Origin of the sequence: Pseudomonas lactucae, from assembly GCF_036688725.1 — a bacterium.
Taxonomy (GTDB): domain Bacteria; phylum Pseudomonadota; class Gammaproteobacteria; order Pseudomonadales; family Pseudomonadaceae; genus Aquipseudomonas; species Aquipseudomonas lactucae.
Genome location: NZ_JAQQPT010000006.1, coordinates 157,012 through 175,437, shown reverse-complemented (window position 1 = coordinate 175,437; position 18,426 = coordinate 157,012). Strand labels below are relative to the sequence as shown.

The window sequence follows — 18,426 nt, the reverse complement described above, 5'->3', positions numbered from 1 at the left end:
GCGTTGCCCCCGTTAATTGGCCAAGAAACTTGGCCGGATTGGCCTAAAAGTGGCGGCGATTATAGGCATATTCCGTTGCCGATGCCATGCGCCAGACGTCGTACGGTCATTCGTCTTGTGGCTGATAACGTGGATCGTGCGCCTGCAGGTGGGTCAGGCGGGTCAGGGGATCCTGGCGGTAAAAGCGGCTGAGTTGGGTGTACACCTGTGGATAACTGTCGACCAGCAGATCCGGGGCACTGAAAAAATATTCGCTGGTCACGGCAAAAAATTCCGCCGGGTTTTCCGCCGCGTAGGGGTCGATCACCGTCTCTACATCGGGGTCGGCGTCGAGCTGGCGGTTGAGATCGTCATAAGCGCTCTGCATCACACGGGCCCACTCTTGCACGCGCATGTCGTTGTGCAGCGGTGGCAGGCCATTGGCGTCACCGTTGAGCATGTCGAGCTTGTGCGCCAGTTCGTGGATCACCAGGTTGTAGCCTTCCCATTGGCCGCTGGCGAGCACGCCGGGCCAGGCCAGGATCACCGGGCCTTGTTGCCAGGCTTCGCCGCTGTGTTCGCCGTTCCACTCGTGTTCCACACCGCTGGCGTCGCGATGGCGTTGCGGGCTCAGGAAGTCGTCGGGGTACAGCACGATTTCGTGGAAGCCCTGGTACCAGTCGAGGTCGCCGAGGTTCATCAAGGGCAGTTGCGCCTGGGCGGCAAGCAGCAGGCGGTGTTCCTGGTGCAGCTCGACGCCGGGCAGGGCGGTGAGGTGTTTTTCGTCGAGGAACACCACGCAGGCTTCACGCAGCCATTGGTCCTGCTCGGTGCTGATGCCATCGAGGAAGGTCAGGTGGTGGCGCACCCGCTGCCAGGTGTCATCGGCAATCGGGTGCTTGGCCAGCAGGCGCCGGCGACGCCAGGCGCTGAGGGACCACATTGCGGGTTACTGTGACTTGGCTTCGGAGGAGGCGCGACCAAAGCGGCTGCGCAATACGCCAATGATCATCGGCACCAGCGACAGCAGAATGATGAACACCACCAGCAACGACAGGTTCTTCTTGATAAAGGGCACGTTGCCGAAGAAGTAGCCCAGGGTCACCAGGCCACCCACCCAAAGCACGGTGCCCAGCACGCTGAAGCCGAAGAAGCGCGCGTAAGGCATTCTCGCGATACCGGCGACGAACGGCGCAAAGGTGCGCAGGATCGGCAGGAAGCGCGCCAGGGTCACGGTTTTGCCGCCGTGTTTGTCGTAGAAATCGTGGGTTTTTTGCAGGTAGTCGCGACGGAAGATTTTCGAGTTCGGGTTGCTGAACAAGCGTTCTCCCGCCGTTCGCCCGATCACGTAGTTGGTGCTGTCGCCGAGGATGGCGGCGAGCATCAACAGGCCACCCAGCAACACCGGGTCCATGCCGCCACCTGCGGCTACGGCGCCGGCGATAAACAGCAAGGAGTCACCCGGCAGGAAGGGCATGACCACCAGGCCCGTTTCGCAAAAGATCACCAGAAACAGAATGGCGTAGATCCACGGACCGTAATTGGTTACCAGCAGGTCGAGGTAAACATCGAGATGCAGGATAAGGTCAAGCGGGTTGAAATCCATTGGTGGCACCTGTGTGAACGGCCCTGCTCTGCAGGCCTGTGCGGAAGCTCGGGTAATAAGGCTACACCTGTATGCCGTATTTCTTACAACCCTGAAAGGGCGGCATTATACGGATTGATCGGTGAAAAGCGTGTTGGTTTTGTAGCGGGGGATGTCGTGGTGCGCGACTTGGGAACCGCTGGAGACTCAACTGTGGGAGGGGGCAAGTCAAATCGTCGCACCGCCCCCCGCAGGGGATCTGTGTTGTCTGGTCTGTCGAACTTAATCCTCGCTGATCGGCAAGGTGTAGTTCTTGAACTCCGTGTCTTCACGAAACCCGATCGACTCATACGTCTTCTGCGCCACTTCGTTGTCGCTGCTGGTCGATACCCGCAGCCGTACCGCGTGGGTCTCCTTGGCCATTTTCTTCGCCGTGCGCATCAGGTTGTCCGCCACCAGTTGCCGGCGTGCGTCTTCGGCCACGTAGATATCGTTAAGAATCCACACCCGCTTGAGCGAGAGCGACGAAAAGCTCGGGTACAGCTGACAAAACCCAAGCACCTTTTTGTCGTCATCGTCGGCCAGGGCCAGGTAGATCACCGACTCCTTGCGGCGCAGGCGCTTCTCCAGGAAGGCGCGCGATGAATCCGGGAAGGGCAGGGCCCCGTAGAATTCGCGGTATTTGACGAACAATGGGGTCAGCAGGTCCAGGTGTTCCAGGGTCGCTTGAGTGATCCGCATGCCAGGCCTCAACTTCCAATGGGTACGACCACACGCGCGGCCGTGACTCGATGCTGCCTAAAGACGCCAAAAAGCGCAATCGTGCCGGGATCAGTCGGTCGGTGGGCTGAGCAGGAAGTTGCCCTTCATCAGGTCCGGGTCGTCGGACTCGATGGTCTGCACCTGCGCCTCGTCCTTGAGATTGACCCCCGACAGCTGCCGACGGCACGCCTCTTTCATCAAGTACAGCAAACGATGGGCCGCCATGCCATAGCTCAAGCCTTCCAGGCGTACGTTGGAAATGCAGTTGCGGTAGGCGTCGGTGAGGCCGACCTTGGGGTTGTAGGTGAAATACAAGCCCAGGCTGTCCGGCGAGCTGAGCCCTGGGCGTTCACCGATCAGGATCACCACCATTCTGGCACCGAGCAATTGCCCGATCTCATCGGCCACGGCCACGCGACCCTGCTCCACCAGAATCACCGGCGACAGCGACCAGCCCTCGGCGTGGGTCTGTTCTTCCATGCGTGTCAGAAACGCCAGCGTATGTTTATGCACCGCCAGCGCCGATAAACCATCGGCCACTACCACCGCCAGGTCCACGCCGCCAGGGTTGGCCGCCGCATGCTCGCGCAGCGCCTGAGCCGATTCGTCGCTTAAACGCCGACCCAGGTCCGGGCGTTGCAGGTAGCTGTGCCGATCCGTCGCGGCGCTGTGCAGCAACAGGCTGTCACGTCCACGTTCGGCCAATTGGCGGCTGAGGCCCGCATGATCGAAGGGCAAGTGCACCGCATCCCGCGCCTGGGCGTGGGCGAACTGGAAGTCCAGTTGCGCGCTGGTGGGGATGCTGGTGCCGGTGCGACCCAGGGCAATACGCGCCGGGGTCAGGCGGCGCAATTGCAGCCACGGGTTGTCAGGCAAGTCTGGTTGCACGGTAGGTTCCTTCATCCCAATTGCGCCAATGCGTGGCGAAACGCCGGTGGCAGGCTGTTGCCGAAACGTACCTTGCCATCGGCCTGCGTGAAGATGCCCATTTTCGCCAGCCACTGCTCAAACTCCGGCGCCGGTTTTAACCCCAGGGTTTGGCGGGCGTACAAGGCGTCGTGGAACGAAGTGGTCTGGTAGTTGAGCATGATGTCATCGGAGCCGGGGATGCCCATGATGAAGTTGATCCCGGCCACGCCGAGCAGGGTCAGCAGGGTGTCCATGTCGTCCTGGTCGGCCTCGGCGTGGTTGGTGTAGCAGATGTCACAGCCCATCGGCACACCCAGCAACTTGCCGCAGAAGTGGTCTTCGAGACCGGCGCGGATGATCTGCTTGCCGTTGTACAGGTATTCGGGGCCGATAAACCCGACCACCGTGTTCACCAGAAACGGCTTGAAGTGCCGTGCCACCGCATAGGCGCGGGTTTCGCAGGTTTGTTGGTCGACGCCAAAGTGCGCGTTGGCCGACAAGGCGCTGCCCTGGCCGGTTTCGAAATACATCAGGTTCTGGCCCAGGGTGCCGCGGTTCAGGCTCAAGCCCGCCTCGTAGCCTTCCTGCAACACACTCAGGCTGATGCCGAAACTGGCGTTGGCCGCCTCGGTGCCGGCAATCGACTGGAACACCAGGTCCAGCGGTACGCCACGGTTGATCGCCTCGATGGAGGTGGTCACGTGGGTCAGCACGCAGGCCTGGGTGGGGATTTCATAGCGCTGGATGATGGCGTCGAGCATCTCCAGCATGGCGCAGATCGAGGCGATGCTGTCGGTGGCCGGGTTGATGCCGATCATGGCGTCGCCGTTGCCATACAACAGGCCGTCGAGGATGCTCGCGGCGATGCCGGCCGGTTCGTCCGTCGGGTGGTTGGGTTGCAAGCGCGTCGACAGGCGCCCGCGCAAGCCCATGGTGCCGCGAAACTGCGTGACCACGCGGATCTTCTGCGCCACCAGTACCAGGTCCTGCACACGCATGATCTTGGACACGGCGGCGGCCATTTCCGGTGTCAGTCCGGGCGCCAACGCACGCAGGGAGTGTTCATCGGCCGCATCGCTCAGCAGCCAGTCGCGCAACCCGCCGACGGTGAGGTGGCTGACCGGGGTAAACGCCTGTTTATCGTGGGTGTCGATGATCAGTCGGGTGACTTCATCGCTTTCATAAGGAATCAGCGCTTCTTGCAAAAAGTGCTTGAGCGGGATATTCGCCAGCGCCATCTGCGCGGCGACCCGTTCGCCGTCGTTCTGTGCCGCCACGCCGGCCAGAAAATCTCCGGAGCGTGCCGGGCTGGCCTTGGCCATCACGTCCTTGAGGCTGTCGAAGCGGTAGGTTTGTGTACCGACCGCGTGGGAAAAGCTTGCCATACAGTGTCTCCTTGGCGACGCGGGCAAGGCGCCCGCGCCGAGGTTTACGGCAGTCAGTGCAAGGCGGCCTCTGCGGCCTGGATCGCCGCGAATTCCTCTTCGGGCGTGCCTGCTACCAAGTGATGCCGGCTGTAGAAAGCAAAGTAAGCAATTAATACTCCATAGATGATCGCAGCGCCAATCACCACCCGAGGATCCACCAGAAAGCCCGCCACCACGGCGACGCAGGCCAGTACCAGCGCCACGCCGGAAGTGAAGATGCCACCCGGTGTGCGGTAAGGACGTTCCATTTTGGGGCGGCGGATGCGCAAGGTGATGTGCGCGGCCATCATCAGCACGTAGGAAATGGTCGCGCCAAACACGGCTACCAGGATCAGTAAATCACCCTGGCCGGTCAGCGACAGGCCAAAACCGATGATGCCGGGGATCACCAGCGCCAGTACCGGCGCCTTGCTCTTGTTGGTCTGCGACAGCTTGCGCGGCAGGTAGCCGGCGCGGGACAGGGCGAAAATCTGCCGCGAATAGGCGTAGATAATCGAGAAAAAGCTCGCAATCAGCCCCGCCAGGCCGACCAGGTTGACGAAGCTGCCCATCCACGTCGAGCCACCGTACGACAGTGACAGCGCTTCCACCAATGGGTTACCGGATTTGATCAGCGCATAAGTCCCCGCGCCGCCTGGTGCGATCACTAGAATCAACAGGGCAAAACTGGTCAGCACCACAATGGCGCCGATCAAGCCCCGAGGCAGGTCGCGCTTGGGGTTCTTGGTTTCTTCGGCCGCCAGTGGCACGCCCTCGACCGCCAGGAAAAACCAGATCGCATAAGGGATTGCGGCCCACACGCCAACGTAGCCGAAGGGCAGAAAGGTGCTGGCGCCCTTGGCTTCGGTGACTGGGATGTCCAGCAGGTTGGCGACGTTGAAGTGCGGCACCATCGCCACCAGGAACACACCCAGCGCAATCGCGGCGATGGCGGTGATCACAAACATCAGTTTCAAGGCTTCACCGACGCCAAAGATATGGATGCCGATGAAGATGATGTAGAACGCCAGGTAGATCATCCAGCCGCCAATGCCGAACAACGACTCGCAATACGCGCCGATAAACACCGCAATGGCGGCAGGGGCGATAGCGTATTCGATCAGTATCGCGGTGCCGGTGAGGAACCCGCCCCAGGGCCCGAAGGCGCTGCGGGCAAAACCGTAGCCGCCGCCGGCGGTGGGAATCATCGAAGACAGTTCGGCCAGGGAAAAACACATGCACAGGTACATGGTGGCCATCAGCAAGGTAGCGAGGAACATCCCGCCCCAGCCGCCCTGGGCCAGGCCGAAGTTCCAGCCGGCGTAGTCGCCGGAGATCACGTAGGCAACGCCGAGGCCGACTAATAACACCCAGCCGGCGGCGCCTTTTTTAAGTTCGCGTTGTTGGAAGTAATCAGTGTCGACTTTTTCGAAGTCGACGGAAGAGCCAGTGGGTTCGCTAGGCATAGGGAAGTACCTTTCATTGTTATTGTTTTTAACCCGGCATCTTTGTGCCGGATGCACATCGCAAGTACTTATGAAGATTTAAATGTGGAAGGAGGCTTGCCCCCTCCCACAGTTGATTGCATTTCAAACGTGGGAGGGGAGGGTTGGTTAGAAGAAGCCCAACGGATTAATGTCGTAGCTCACCAGCAAGTTTTTAGTCTGCTGGTAATGATCCAACATCATCTTGTGTGTTTCACGGCCCACGCCGGACTTCTTGTAACCGCCAAACGCGGCATGCGCCGGGTACAGGTGGTAGCAGTTGGTCCACACGCGACCGGCCTTGATCGCCCGGCCCATGCGGTACGCGCGGTTGATGTCGCGGGTCCATACGCCGGCGCCGAGGCCGAACTCGGTGTCGTTGGCAATCGCCAGGGCTTCGGCTTCGTCCTTGAAGGTGGTGATGCTGACCACCGGGCCGAAGATTTCTTCCTGGAACACGCGCATGTCGTTGGTGCCCTTGAGCAGGGTCGGCTGGATGTAATAGCCCCCAGCCATGTCGCCGCTGAGCTGCTCGACCTTGCCGCCGGTGAGCAGTTGCGCGCCTTCGCCCTTGGCGATTTCCAGGTAAGACAGGATTTTATCGAACTGCTGCTCGGACGCCTGGGCGCCGACCATGGTGTCGGTGTCCAGCGGGTCGCCGCGCTTGATCTGTTCGATTTTCTTCATCACCACTTTCATGAAGTCGTCGTAGATCGATTCTTCAACCAGCGCACGGGATGGGCAGGTGCACACCTCGCCCTGGTTGAAGAACGCCAACACCAGGCCTTCCGCCGCTTTTTCGATGAACGATGGCTCGGCTTTCATGATGTCGGCGAAGAAGATGTTCGGCGACTTGCCGCCCAGTTCGACGGTCGATGGAATAATGTTTTCGGCCGCCGCGTGCATGATGTGCGAGCCCACCGGGGTGGATCCGGTGAAGGCGATCTTGGCGATGCGCTTGCTGGTGGCCAGGGCTTCGCCAGCTTCTTTGCCGAAACCATGCACCACGTTCAGCACGCCTGGTGGCAGCAGGTCGCCGATCACTTCCATCAGCACGTTGATGCCCAGCGGCGTTTGCTCGGCGGGCTTGAGCACCACGCAGTTGCCCGCGGCCAGCGCCGGGGCGAGTTTCCAGGCGGCCATCAGCAGGGGGAAGTTCCACGGGATGATCTGGCCGACCACGCCCAGGGGTTCGTGGAAATGATAGGAGGCGGTGTGTTCATTGATTTCGGCGCTGGTGCCTTCCTGGGCGCGGATGCAACCGGCGAAATAACGGAAGTGGTCGGCAGCCAACGGGATATCGGCGTTAAGGGTTTCACGCACGGCCTTGCCGTTGTCCCAGGTTTCGGTGATGGCCAGCAGTTCGAGGTTCTGTTCGATACGGTCGGCGATTTTCAGCAGCACCAGCGAGCGGTCCTGCGCCGAGGTCTTGCCCCAGGCGTCAGCGGCGGCGTGGGCGGCGTCCAGCGCCTTGTCGATGTCTTTGGCGGTGGAGCGCGGGAATTCGGCGATAGGCTTGCCGTTGACCGGCGAAGTGTTGGTGAAATAGTTGCCGTCGACCGGCGCAACAAATTCGCCACCAATGAAGTTGCCGTACTTGGCCTTGAACGAAACGATTGCGCCTTCAGTACCGGGGTGTGCGTAACGCATGGTGGGTATCTCCTGGCTTTTATGTTTATTGGAGTGCAGCGCTCAAGCGCTTGATAAAGCGTAGAGCAAAGGTCGGGCCAGCGCTTCGCGGGCAGGTAAATCAAGGGGTTGGAGATTGTTGCGACGCATGACCGTCACGCTCCCGGCACAGGTGGAGTGACAATCTGTGCCATAAACGGTACAGCCTGTGACCGGTGGGTCGGGCCGGGATTGCATTGGCGCAAAGCCTGGGGGATGCTGGGCGTTCTCACGCAGGGAGAACAATAAGAACATGCACAACGATCATTTTAGTCGCCATGCCCAGCAGGTACTGACCGTTGCACGCGGGCACAGCCTGCCTCAGGGCCCCGCCAGCGACCCGTCCATCGCCCGCTCCTGGCTGCGTTGCCTGGAGGACTACCACCTCGACCCTGCGCAGACCATCGCTCCCACGGTGCTGGAACATGGTCGCGTGCTGGAGAGCCGCGAGCGTCTGCAACAAGTCCTGCACATCGCCGGCACGGAGATGAACAGCCTGCACCAGCAACTTTCCGGCGCCGGCCACGCGGTGCTGCTCACCGACGCCCGCGGGGTGATCCTCAACTGTGTCACCGCGCCGTCCGAGCGCCGGATTTTCGAGCGTGCCGGGCTGTGGCTCGGTGCCGATTGGAGCGAAGCCTGTGAAGGCACCAACGGCATCGGCACCTGCCTGGTAGAGCGTCAGTCACTGACCATTCATCGTGATGAACACTTTCGCGGCCGGCATACCGGGCTGACATGCTCGGCGAGTCCGGTGTTCGATCCCCATGGCGACCTGCTGGCGGTGCTGGATGTGTCATCGGCCCGCGAGGCGGTATCGCGCCAGAGTCAGTTTCACACCATGGCGTTGGTGAACCTGTCGGCCAAGATGATCGAGAGCTGTTACTTCCTGCGTCATTTCGAGCACCACTGGCTGCTGCGCTTTCACCTGCAGGCCGAATCGGTGGGCCTGTTCAGTGAGGGGCTGCTGGCGTTCGATGGGGAGGGGCGGATTTGTGCCGTCAACCAGAGCGCGCTGAATTTGCTCGGCCAGGTGCGTGACGGCTTGCTGGGGCAACCGGTCGACGCGTTTTTCGACTGTTCGCTGGACTCATTGCTCGGTCGCGCCAGCGCCAATGCCACCGCCAGTTGGCCCCTGCGCACCCGCGATGGGCGGCATCTGTTTGCGGCCTTGCGTGGTCAGCCACGCACGGTGCCGGCTGCCGTGGTCAAGGCGCAGCCGGCACCTGTGCCCGGCATCTGCCTGGGCGACCCGACGCTGCAAAGCGATTTTCGCAAGGCGCTGCGCGTATTCGAGCGTGACGTGCCATTGCTGATCAACGGCGAAACCGGTTCCGGCAAGGAAGCCTTTGCCAAGGCCGTGCACCACGCCAGCCAGCGCGCCGGTAACCCTTTCGTGGCGCTCAATTGCGCCGCCATCCCGGAAAGCCTGATCGAAAGCGAACTGTTCGGCTACCGCGGCGGTAGCTTTACCGGTGCGCGCAAGGAGGGCATGCACGGCAAGTTGCAACAGGCCGACGGCGGAACGCTGTTTCTCGATGAAATCGGTGATATGCCCCTGGCTCTGCAAACCCGCCTGTTGCGTGTGCTGGAGGATCGCAAGGTGGTGCCGCTGGGCGGTGAACCCCAGGTGGTGGATGTGCGCATCATCAGCGCAACCCATAGGAATTTGCTGGCGCGTGTGCGGGACGGCAGTTTTCGCGAAGACCTGTACTACCGACTCAACGGTCTGGAAATCGCCCTGCCATCCTTGCGCGAGCGCAGTGACCGATCCCAGGTGCTGGACTTCCTGCTCGCCGAAGAGGCCGGGGCGCAATCGGTGCAGCTGGACCCCGATGCTCGCCAGGCGCTGCTGGCCTTTGCCTGGCCGGGCAACCTGCGCCAGCTGCGGACGGTACTGCGTACCCTGGTGGCGCTGTGTGATGACGGCCGAGTGGGGTTGGCGGACCTGCCTGCGCTGCTTCATCCGTCACCCATGCCGCCGCCGATCACCGAGTGGCCGCTGGAAGATGCCGAGCGCCAGACCCTGATCGCCGCGCTGGAGCGTCAGCATTGGCACATGACGCAGACCGCCGAACACTTGGGCGTAAGTCGCAATACGTTGTATCGCAAGTTACGCAAGCATGGCATTAACCGTTCTGCCTCGTTGTAAGTTCGGTCTGTCAGTTGTTGTGCTCGTAGCGTGTCAGTGATACCGAGTTTTTATTGTTTAGTTGGAAACATCGTGCGCGTTGAGTTGGGCTGCGCTGACAGGAACTGTTCAGCGCAGATGGCCCACTTAATTAGGGCAACCAGCGACAGTGTTTTCTGACAATAACAAGCACTCGGGTGAACACGATGAGAATTACCACACCAGCCGTTCCTTTCATTCCTGCACAACCGCCAGCCGTGGAGGCACCTTCTGCACCGCCGACAACCTACGACAACGACGCACCTGAAGCGCCCTTACGGCGCAGCAAAAGAGGACTGAGCTTTTCGTGGTTTAGAAAAACCCCATCCCCGCCGCCACTTCCTCCAAAGCCAGCCCTGGTCGGGCCAACCCTGCCGCCCAAGCCTGTGCTTTCGCCAAAGCCCGGACCGTCTTCAAAACCCGGCCAGATTCCGTTGCAGGAAAAATTCAAGGGAACGGGGCAGGCGATTATCCACGCCAATAAAATCAAGGTTCAGGATGAGTTGCTGCTGACCAACCTGCGCAAGCAGGCGCCGATCAGCGTGGCGGATGCCGCCAAGCGTTTGATCGATGCTGACAAGCTGATCAAGGCGGGCGTTATTTCCACCGCACCCAATGCCAGTCGCGTGGCCCGTGATGCGTTTATCAGCGCAGGTATCACCGGGATGGTCAGCGCGCCCATCAACGTGGCGTCCTATGCCGGCTCGGTGGCCACCGGCGAGTCGATCAAGGCGACCTATGCGCCGGGCGTGTTGCCGCCACCTTTTTTGCCGGGGGCGGGCAGCGCACCGAAACCCCAGGCGCCCTCGTCGACTGAATCGACACTGTCCGCGCCAGACCCGATCAATGCTCGGTTGGAGGAAGCCGAGATGAAGTTGCTGGGCATGGCGTCTACCGTAATGTTTCTGCTCGGCGATACGCGCGATGTATTTACCAAAGATGAAAGTTGGCCTACCGATACTGCCGCACGTTTGAATAACCTTGAGAAGTTGCTCGGTGTATCGGAACAACAACTGAAAAAAGCGGCTCGGCAAAACAGCCTTGTGTTCAAGCCGTATAAGCCTTGGGAAGCGATTCCCACACAACCGGAACAACGTCTTGATCTGATCGATAAGAAATTCGAACGCATGGTCGAGACATACGAGAAGTTGCGTTTTCTTGCCGCGATGAAAGAGACGGAAAATAAAGCTGGGGCTGTAACGACCGCCTGAAAAGCGTTGCGGCCGAGTCAAGGTCCTTGCGACACCTTGCTCGGCCGCAGGCTGTATAAAGAGTGCGATTTCATACGCCCTGCGCTAACCTGCCTCGATGTTTAAGAGGTCAACCATGCATATTCATATTCTCGGTATTTGCGGCACATTCATGGGTTCGATGGCGGTTCTGGCCAAAGAGCTGGGGCACCACGTTACGGGCTCCGACGCCAATGTCTACCCGCCCATGAGCACGCAACTCGAGGCTCAGGGCATTGAGCTGACCCAAGGTTACGACCCTGCGCAATTCGACCCGGCGCCCGACCTGGTGGTGATCGGCAATGCCATGTCCCGTGGCAACCCTGCGGTCGAATACGTACTCAATAAGGGCTTGCCCTATGTGTCCGGCCCGCAATGGCTGGCTGACCACGTGTTGCAAGGGCGCTGGGTATTGGCCGTTGCCGGCACCCATGGCAAGACCACCACCAGCAGCATGCTCGCCTGGGTGCTGGAGCATGCGGGCATGAGCCCCGGCTTCCTGATCGGCGGTGTGCCGCAGAACTTCTCGGTGTCGGCGCGTCTGGGCGATACACCATTCTTTGTGATTGAAGCGGACGAATACGACAGCGCGTTTTTCGACAAGCGCTCCAAGTTCGTCCACTACCGTCCGCGCACGGCGATCCTGAACAATCTGGAGTTCGATCACGCGGATATCTTCCCCGATCTACCAGCCATTGAGCGTCAATTTCACCACTTGGTGCGCACCATTCCGAGCGAAGGCCTGGTGATTCACCCCACCACCGAGCCGGCCTTGCAGCGCGTGATCGAGATGGGCTGCTGGACCCCGGTGCAAACCACCGGCGCCGGCGGACAGTGGCAGGTCAAATTGCTCAGCGAAGACGGTTCCAGGTTTGAAGTGCTGTTCGAAGGCCAAGCCCAGGGCATCGTCGAATGGGACATGACCGGCCAGCACAACGTCGCTAACGCCTTGGTGACGTTGGCGGCTGCGCGGCATGTGGGTGTGGTGCCGTCCATGGGCATTGCTGCGTTGAGCGCGTTCAAGAGCGTGAAGCGGCGCATGGAAAAAGTCGCCGATGTGAACGGGATTACCATCTACGATGACTTCGCCCACCACCCCACGGCGATCGCCACCACGCTGGATGGCCTGCGCAAGCGTGTGGGAGATGCACCGATCATTGCGATCATCGAGCCGCGCTCCAACTCCATGAAGCTCGGCGCGCACCGCGATGGCTTGCCCGAAAGCGTCAACGATGCCGATCAGGCCGTGTGGTATGCGCCGCCCAACCTCGGCTGGGACCTGCCGGGCATTGCGGCGTTGTGCACCGTGCCGTCGACGGTTCGTGACAGCATTGAAGGCATTATCGAGTACGTCAAACAACAGGCCAAACCGGGCACCCACGTGGTGGTCATGAGCAACGGCGGCTTTGGCGGCCTGCATGGCAAGCTGGCCGAGGCGCTCAAATGAGCGGGCCCGAACGCATCACCCTGGCGATGACCGGCGCCTCGGGTGCGCCCTATGGTCTGCGCCTGCTCGACTGCCTGGTGCGCGAGGACCGTGAGGTGCACTTTTTGATCTCCAAGGCCGCGCAACTGGTGATGGCCACCGAGACCGACGTGGCGTTGCCGGCCAAGGTGCAGACCATGCAGGCGTTCCTCACTGAGTACACCGGTGCGGCGGCGGGGCAGATCAAGGTCTATGGCAAAGAGGATTGGATGTCGCCGGTGGCCTCGGGCTCCGGTGCTCCTGCGGCGATGGTGGTGGTGCCGTGTTCCACCGGTACGCTGTCGGCGATTGCCACGGGGGCCTGCAACAATTTGATCGAGCGTGCGGCGGACGTGACCTTGAAAGAGCGTCGTCAGTTGATTCTGGTGCCGCGCGAGGCGCCGTATTCGAGCATTCATCTGGAGCACATGCTCAAGTTGTCGAATATGGGCGTGACCATCCTGCCGGCGTCGCCGGGCTTCTATCACCAGCCGCAAACCATCGATGACCTGGTGGACTTCGTGGTGGCGCGCATTCTCAACCTGTTGAACATCCCCCAGGACATGCTGCCGCGTTGGGGCGAGCACCATTTGAGCAGCGATGAATAAGGCCCTGCTGCTGGTGCTGGCGCTGGATCTGACGGGCTGCGCCACCGCGCGTACGCTGGACGCCGCGCAACCCGGCGCGCCGGTGGTGTATGCCGGCACGCGATTGGACCTGTATGCGATCAATGGCGGCTGCTGCGCCAAGGACCGGTTTGGCGCCGAGGCTCCGAGTTACCCCGGCGTCGATCTGCCGGCCAGTGCGTTGCTCGATACCTTGCTGTTGCCGCTGTCGGTATTGACAGTGCTGGGGGTGGGGTTTAACGCCACGGGCGGGTTATGACGTAACTTCCTGCGGCAACACAAAACCAATGTGTAAGGTCTTTAGATCGCCTTACTTACCGAGTTTGCGCAGCTCATCCGACTCCACCACGCGCACCCCATCCTGCTCTTCCAGCGCCAGCCGCCACATGGCTCGCGCCAGTTCGCACACTTCAATGCCGTGGTATTTGCCCGGGATCAACCGCGACAACGGCCCGGCCAGTTGTTCGGCCAGACGCGGTTCCAATCGCTCTCCCAACAACAGCGATGGCCGCACGATGGTCAGTTGCGGCCAGTCCTGGGCCTTCAGCGCCTGCTCCATTTCGCCTTTGACCCGGTTGTAGAACACCGAGGATTTCGCGTCGGCACCGATCGCGCTGATGACGATCAGGTGCCGCGCGCCCAGCTCCCGCGCGCGCTGGGCGAAGGCCACCACCAGGTCCAGGTCGACGGCGCGGAAGGCTGCTTCGGAACCGGCTTTTTTCAGGGTGGTGCCCAGGCAACAAAAGGCGATGTCCACCTGCCCACTCAGTTGCGGCAGCAACGCCGCCGGGTCGCCCACCGGGTTTTCCAGGTGCGGGTGTTCGGCCAGTGGTCTGCGGCTGGGTGCCAGTACGCGGGTAACGGTGGGTTCGTTGAGCAGGCGATCGAGCAAGTGTTCGCCGGTAAGGCCAGAGGCGCCAGCCAGCAGGATATGCTGCGGTGTCAGGTACATGGTGTTTCCCCCTTGTTACACGTTACAGCTTAGTTGCCTTTGGCTTCCTTGCTATTCATTGAGACGCTTTCCAGCGCCTTTCGTGCCTGCTGTTTACGTAATAATTGCCAGTGGGCGATCACGCCCTTGGGGGCCCAGATCTGCGGTTCGGACGCTTCGAAGTTGTCCGCCTGTTCGCGTTCGGCGACGTGCAGTTGCGCCAGCTTGAAGGCTTGCTGCAAGTCGTCTGTCTGGTTGAAGGCTTGAGCGAAGAGAGCGTCGCCGAAGTAGGTAAAGTCCGCTTCCTCCGAGCAACCGAAGGACACCCGGTCAGCCCGCGAAGCGGTCATGATCAGCGTGCGATCGTCTTTGAGCGCCGGGATGAAACCGCCGGAGTAGCAGGCGGAGATCACCACGATCTTGTCGCGGTTTTTCAGCGGTGCCAGCACGGCGGCCAGTTCATCGGCCGGCAGGTCGGCCAGCTCCATGCGCGGCTGGTCCAGCACCAGTTCGTGTTCGTGGGTGCCGTGGCTGGTCATGTAGATAAACACAAGGTCTTCCGGCCCGGTGCGTTCGGCCAGGGTTTGCACCGCCTGGCGCAGGCTTTCGCGGGTGGCCAGGGGGCGGTCGGCGATATGGTCGCGGTGGTTGACCAGACGGACCTGCCCGCGTGCACCGAAGCGCGAGGCAAGCAGGTTACTGACGTAATCGGCTTCGCGCAGGAATACGCTTTGTTTGCCGTCGCCGGCCAGCACCAGGGTATACAGCTCCACGGCGGGGGTGGACGCGGGCACGGCGGCCAGGGCTTCATCGAGCAAGCGGCCCTGGGCCAGTACGCCGAGTTCCAGCGGGTCGGGCAGTAATTTACCGTCGGCATCGCGCACGCGCAGGCCATTGACCCAGGTGCCGGCTTGCACCGTGCCGTCGGTGAGTACCAGCGTGCCGCGACCCTGATAATTGTCGCTGTCGAAGCCACCGATATAGAAGCTGCCGTCGGTGAGGTTCAAACGGCCCTCGCCGCTGAAGCGCCAGTCGCTGAACTGGCCGACGTAATGGCTGCCGTCCACGCCGATCAACTCGCCCTTGCCGGTGAGCGCGCCTTCCTTGAACTGGCCGATCCACACGTCACCGTCGGCGTTTTCGTAGCGGCCCTTGCCGTTGAGCTGGTTCTGTTTGAACTGGCCGACATAGATGTCGCCGTCGGCGCTGTTGAAGGTGCCGTTGCCTTCCAGCTGACCCTCGACGAAACGCCCGCTGAACTGGTTGCCGCTGTCGTCGTTGCGCTGGCCTTCGCCGTTGGGTTTGCCGTGGGCGAATTGACCCTGGTACTGGCTGCCGTCGGCCAGTTCCAGGCGACCGAGGCCGGAGTACTGGTCGTCCTTGAATTCGCCGCGATAGGTCATCTGCCCTTCTTTGAGGGTGCCTTCGCCGTTGCGCCGACCCTTGCTGAACCCACCGACATAGTGGCTGCCTGTCGTGGTCAGGCTGCCCTGGCCGTCGAACAGGCCCTGCTTGAACTGGCCTTTATAGACTTCGCCATTGCTGCCATGCCACTCACCCTGGCCGTGCCACTGGCCTTTGTCGAACGCGCCGGCGTACCAGCTGCCGTTGGGGTAGTCGACGCGACCCTGGCCTTGCAGCAGGCCGTTGACCACATCGCCCCGGTAACGGCCGCCATCGGGCAGGCGCGCGTCGGGCGGCAACAGCGATTCGCCGTCTCCGCAAGCGGTGAGCAGCAGGGCAAGGGCAAGGGGAGCGAGTGGGCGCATAGCGGGATCCGGATAATTGAGCGCCGAGTATGCCGCAGCTGCGAGTTTCATACATAAATTTACATACCCTGTGGTGAGTTTCAGTGCCTCACCACAGGGAACGCCTTACACGAAACAGAGTGACAGCGACTCTGCGATGTAAGCCGGTTTTTCCTGACCTTCGATTTCCAGGGTGGCGGTGGCCTTGAACAGCCACTGGCCGGGTTTTTTCTCGGTGACGTCGGTGAGGGTGACGTTCAGGCGCACCTTGGAGTTGACCTTCACCGGCTGGATAAAGCGCACGCTGTCCAGGCCATAGTTGATCGCCATCTTCAGGCCTTCGGGCATGATCAGAATGTCTTCCATCAGCTTGGGCATCAGCGACAGCGACAGGAAACCGTGGGCGATGGTGCTGCCGAACGGGGTTTGCGCGGCCTTGACCGGGTCGACGTGGATGAACTGATGATCGCCGGTGGCCTCTGCGAACAGATTGATGCGTGCCTGGTCAATGGTGAGCCATTCGGAACGTCCCAGTTCCTTGCCGACATAATCGTTGAGCTGCGCTACGGGTACATAGGGCATTGCGTCTCTCCTTGGTTCATCGATACGGTTTTCATGGGTGACAGACAACCAATGTAGATCATCATGGGCAACCGGCACGGTCAACCCACCATGCTCTTGGCGAATGCCGATCCATAGCGCCGGCGTGCTTATAATGCGGGCGAGTCTCGAGGGGAGAGAGCGAATGCTGTTACGTGGCCTGACCTGGCTGGTGCTGTTTCAATTGATTGGTACGGCGATCAATCATTTGCTGTTGCCGGTATTGCCGGGTCCGATTATCGGCCTGCTGCTGATGCTGGGTTTCCTGATCTGGCGTGGTGAAGTCGGCGAGCCACTGAGCCTGGCGGCGAGCAGCCTGTTGCGCTATTTGCCGTTGCTGCTGGTGCCGCCGGCGGTCGGCGTGATGGTCTACGCCAAGGACATCGCTGCGGATTTCTGGGCCATCGTCGGCGCGCTGGTGCTGTCGCTGGTGGTCGCGATGGCGTTTGTCGGTGTGCTGATGCAGCAGATGGTCAAGCGCAAGGAGAAGGACCAATGATGTTCGACTGGCAGGGGGCGTGGACGGCGGTGATTCATCATCCCCTGTTCGGCATCGGCATTACCCTGGGCGCCTATCAACTGGTGCTGGCGGGTTTCGAGAAAACCCGCTGGATTTTCCTGCAGCCGGTGCTGGTCTCCATGCTGTTGGTGATCGGCGTGTTGCTCAGCTGTGGCCTGAGCTACGCCGAGTACCGCAAGAGCACCGAGATCATGGGTGTCCTGCTCGGCCCGGCCACGGTGGCCCTGGCGGTACCGCTTTATCTGAATCTACGGCGGATTCGCCAATTGTTCTGGCCGATTTTTACTACGCTGGTGTTAGGCGGGGTGCTGGCTACCGGGCTGTGTGTGCTGCTGGGTTGGTGGTTCGGTGCCGAGCACATGGTGTTGATGACCATGGCGCCCAAGTCGGTGACCTCGCCGATCGCCATGCTGGTGGCCGAGCAGATCGGCGGCGTGGCGGCATTGGCGGCGGTGTTTGTACTGATCACCGGCGTGGTCGGCGCGATGGTCGGCCCGGCGTTGCTCTCGCGCCTGGGCGTGCACAGCCCCGAGGCGCGCGGCATGGCCCTGGGCATGACGGCGCACGCGGTCGGCACCTCGGTAGCCCTGCAGGAAAGTGAAGAGTGCGGCGCCTTTGCCGCGTTGGCCATGAGTCTGATGGGCGTGGCCACGGCGGTATTCCTGCCGCTGGCTGTGTCGGTAATCGTTTAAACCAGGTTTAAGGACGCTTTTATGAGTCTGGCGCTGTTCCCGCTCAATACCGTGCTGTTCCCCGGCTGCATCCTCGATCTGCAAATATTCGAGGCGCGCTACCTGGACATGATCAGCCGCTGCATGAAAAAGGGTGAAGGCTTCGGCGTGGTGTGCATCCTCGAAGGCAAGGAGGTCGGCATCGCCCCGGATGGTTACGCACTGATTGGCTGCGAAGCGTTGATTCGCGACTTCAAGCAGCAGGACAACGGCTTGCTCGGTATTCGCGTCGAGGGCGGCCGCCGTTTCCGCGTACGCGACGCCGGAGTGCAGAAGGACCAACTGCTGGTAGCCGATGTGCAATGGCTGGAAGAGGTGCCGGACCAGCCATTGGATGAAGAAGATGCCGACTTGCTGGCGTTGCTTGAAGCGCTGGCCGAGCACCCGATGGTTGCGTCGCTGGACATGGACGCCCACGCCGAAGGCCAGCAGGCCCTGGGCAACCAACTGGCGTATCTGTTGCCGTTTACCGAGGCCGACAAGATCGAACTGCTGCAACTCGACGACCCGCAGCAACGCCTGGATGCGATCCAGATGTTGCTGGATGAGTTGCAGGGCGAGTTGTTTACCTGAACTTCAGGATTGTCCTACGTATCTTTCAGGCATTCCTGCG

The 18,426-nt window shown here is 61.2% G+C and carries 18 protein-coding genes; 8 read left to right on the top strand and 10 right to left on the bottom strand.

Translation table 11 applies throughout. From position 1 onward, the window contains the following. Positions 1 to 106: 106 nt before the first annotated feature. The 7 genes from V6M90_RS08705 to exaC form a co-directional block, all read right to left on the bottom strand. Positions 107 to 922: a M90 family metallopeptidase gene (locus V6M90_RS08705; RefSeq protein ID WP_003176322.1), complete on the bottom strand. Its 816-nt coding sequence runs from the start codon at positions 920 to 922 to the stop codon at positions 107 to 109. 6 nt (positions 923 to 928) lie between these two features. Next, positions 929 to 1,585 (bottom strand): DedA family protein, encoded by a 657-nt coding sequence (locus V6M90_RS08700; RefSeq protein ID WP_003176321.1) that lies wholly within the window; start codon positions 1,583 to 1,585, stop codon positions 929 to 931. 261 nt (positions 1,586 to 1,846) lie between these two features. Beyond that, entirely contained in the window at positions 1,847 to 2,305 is a 459-nt protein-coding gene (locus tag V6M90_RS08695; protein WP_003176320.1) for a GNAT family N-acetyltransferase, read from the bottom strand. Positions 2,306 to 2,395: 90 nt separating this feature from the next. Further along, positions 2,396 to 3,229 (bottom strand): ethanolamine ammonia-lyase subunit EutC, encoded by an 834-nt coding sequence (gene eutC, locus V6M90_RS08690; protein WP_141063421.1) that lies wholly within the window; start codon positions 3,227 to 3,229, stop codon positions 2,396 to 2,398. After that, positions 3,226 to 4,620 (bottom strand): ethanolamine ammonia-lyase subunit EutB, encoded by a 1,395-nt coding sequence (locus tag V6M90_RS08685; protein WP_078826210.1) that lies wholly within the window; start codon positions 4,618 to 4,620, stop codon positions 3,226 to 3,228. The genes eutC and V6M90_RS08685 overlap by 4 nt, the downstream gene beginning before the upstream one ends. Before the next feature lie 53 nt (positions 4,621 to 4,673). Continuing rightward, a complete protein-coding gene (gene eat, locus V6M90_RS08680) occupies positions 4,674 to 6,107 on the bottom strand; it encodes an ethanolamine permease (protein ID WP_003176317.1) in 1,434 nt (477 codons plus the stop codon). Between the two features lie 147 nt (positions 6,108 to 6,254). Next, entirely contained in the window at positions 6,255 to 7,775 is a 1,521-nt protein-coding gene (gene exaC, locus V6M90_RS08675) for an acetaldehyde dehydrogenase ExaC (RefSeq protein WP_003176316.1), read from the bottom strand. 271 nt (positions 7,776 to 8,046) lie between these two features. Between exaC and V6M90_RS08670 the strand changes: the two genes are divergently transcribed. The 5 genes from V6M90_RS08670 (at position 8,047) to V6M90_RS08650 (ending at position 13,542) form a co-directional block, all read left to right on the top strand. After that, complete coding sequence (locus V6M90_RS08670; RefSeq protein WP_332846331.1) at positions 8,047 to 9,945, top strand: sigma-54-dependent Fis family transcriptional regulator; 1,899 nt, start codon at positions 8,047 to 8,049, stop codon at positions 9,943 to 9,945. Between the two features lie 185 nt (positions 9,946 to 10,130). Continuing rightward, a complete protein-coding gene (locus V6M90_RS08665) occupies positions 10,131 to 11,174 on the top strand; it encodes a hypothetical protein (protein ID WP_332846330.1) in 1,044 nt (347 codons plus the stop codon). 115 nt (positions 11,175 to 11,289) lie between these two features. Then, positions 11,290 to 12,639 (top strand): UDP-N-acetylmuramate:L-alanyl-gamma-D-glutamyl-meso-diaminopimelate ligase, encoded by a 1,350-nt coding sequence (gene mpl / locus V6M90_RS08660; RefSeq protein WP_042945321.1) that lies wholly within the window; start codon positions 11,290 to 11,292, stop codon positions 12,637 to 12,639. Beyond that, positions 12,636 to 13,265: a flavin prenyltransferase UbiX gene (ubiX, locus tag V6M90_RS08655; protein ID WP_003176312.1), complete on the top strand. Its 630-nt coding sequence runs from the start codon at positions 12,636 to 12,638 to the stop codon at positions 13,263 to 13,265. Before mpl ends, ubiX begins: the two co-directional genes overlap by 4 nt. Further along, on the top strand, positions 13,258 to 13,542 hold the full coding sequence (locus V6M90_RS08650; RefSeq protein ID WP_332846329.1) for a YceK/YidQ family lipoprotein: 285 nt from the start codon (positions 13,258 to 13,260) through the stop codon (positions 13,540 to 13,542). Before ubiX ends, V6M90_RS08650 begins: the two co-directional genes overlap by 8 nt. 51 nt (positions 13,543 to 13,593) lie before the next feature. On the opposite strand, the gene V6M90_RS08645 is transcribed toward V6M90_RS08650, so the two are convergent. The 3 genes from V6M90_RS08645 to V6M90_RS08635 form a co-directional block, all read right to left on the bottom strand. Then, positions 13,594 to 14,235 (bottom strand): oxidoreductase, encoded by a 642-nt coding sequence (locus V6M90_RS08645; protein WP_141063424.1) that lies wholly within the window; start codon positions 14,233 to 14,235, stop codon positions 13,594 to 13,596. Positions 14,236 to 14,264: 29 nt separating this feature from the next. Further along, positions 14,265 to 15,983, bottom strand: a complete 1,719-nt coding sequence (locus tag V6M90_RS08640) for a C13 family peptidase (RefSeq protein WP_003176309.1) — start codon at positions 15,981 to 15,983, stop codon at positions 14,265 to 14,267. Between the two features lie 105 nt (positions 15,984 to 16,088). After that, positions 16,089 to 16,544 (bottom strand): MaoC family dehydratase, encoded by a 456-nt coding sequence (locus V6M90_RS08635; protein ID WP_003176308.1) that lies wholly within the window; start codon positions 16,542 to 16,544, stop codon positions 16,089 to 16,091. Between the two features lie 163 nt (positions 16,545 to 16,707). Here V6M90_RS08635 and V6M90_RS08630 point away from each other — a divergent pair, with 163 nt between their 5' ends. The 3 genes from V6M90_RS08630 to V6M90_RS08620 are packed head-to-tail and all read left to right on the top strand — an operon-like array spanning position 16,708 to position 18,386. Beyond that, positions 16,708 to 17,061, top strand: coding sequence for a CidA/LrgA family protein (locus tag V6M90_RS08630; RefSeq protein WP_003176307.1), 354 nt, complete (start codon positions 16,708 to 16,710; stop codon positions 17,059 to 17,061). Further along, complete coding sequence (locus tag V6M90_RS08625; protein WP_332846328.1) at positions 17,058 to 17,774, top strand: LrgB family protein; 717 nt, start codon at positions 17,058 to 17,060, stop codon at positions 17,772 to 17,774. The genes V6M90_RS08630 and V6M90_RS08625 overlap by 4 nt, the downstream gene beginning before the upstream one ends. Positions 17,775 to 17,795: 21 nt before the next feature. Continuing rightward, on the top strand, positions 17,796 to 18,386 hold the full coding sequence (locus V6M90_RS08620; RefSeq protein ID WP_332846327.1) for an LON peptidase substrate-binding domain-containing protein: 591 nt from the start codon (positions 17,796 to 17,798) through the stop codon (positions 18,384 to 18,386). The last annotated feature ends 40 nt before the right edge of the window (positions 18,387 to 18,426 follow it).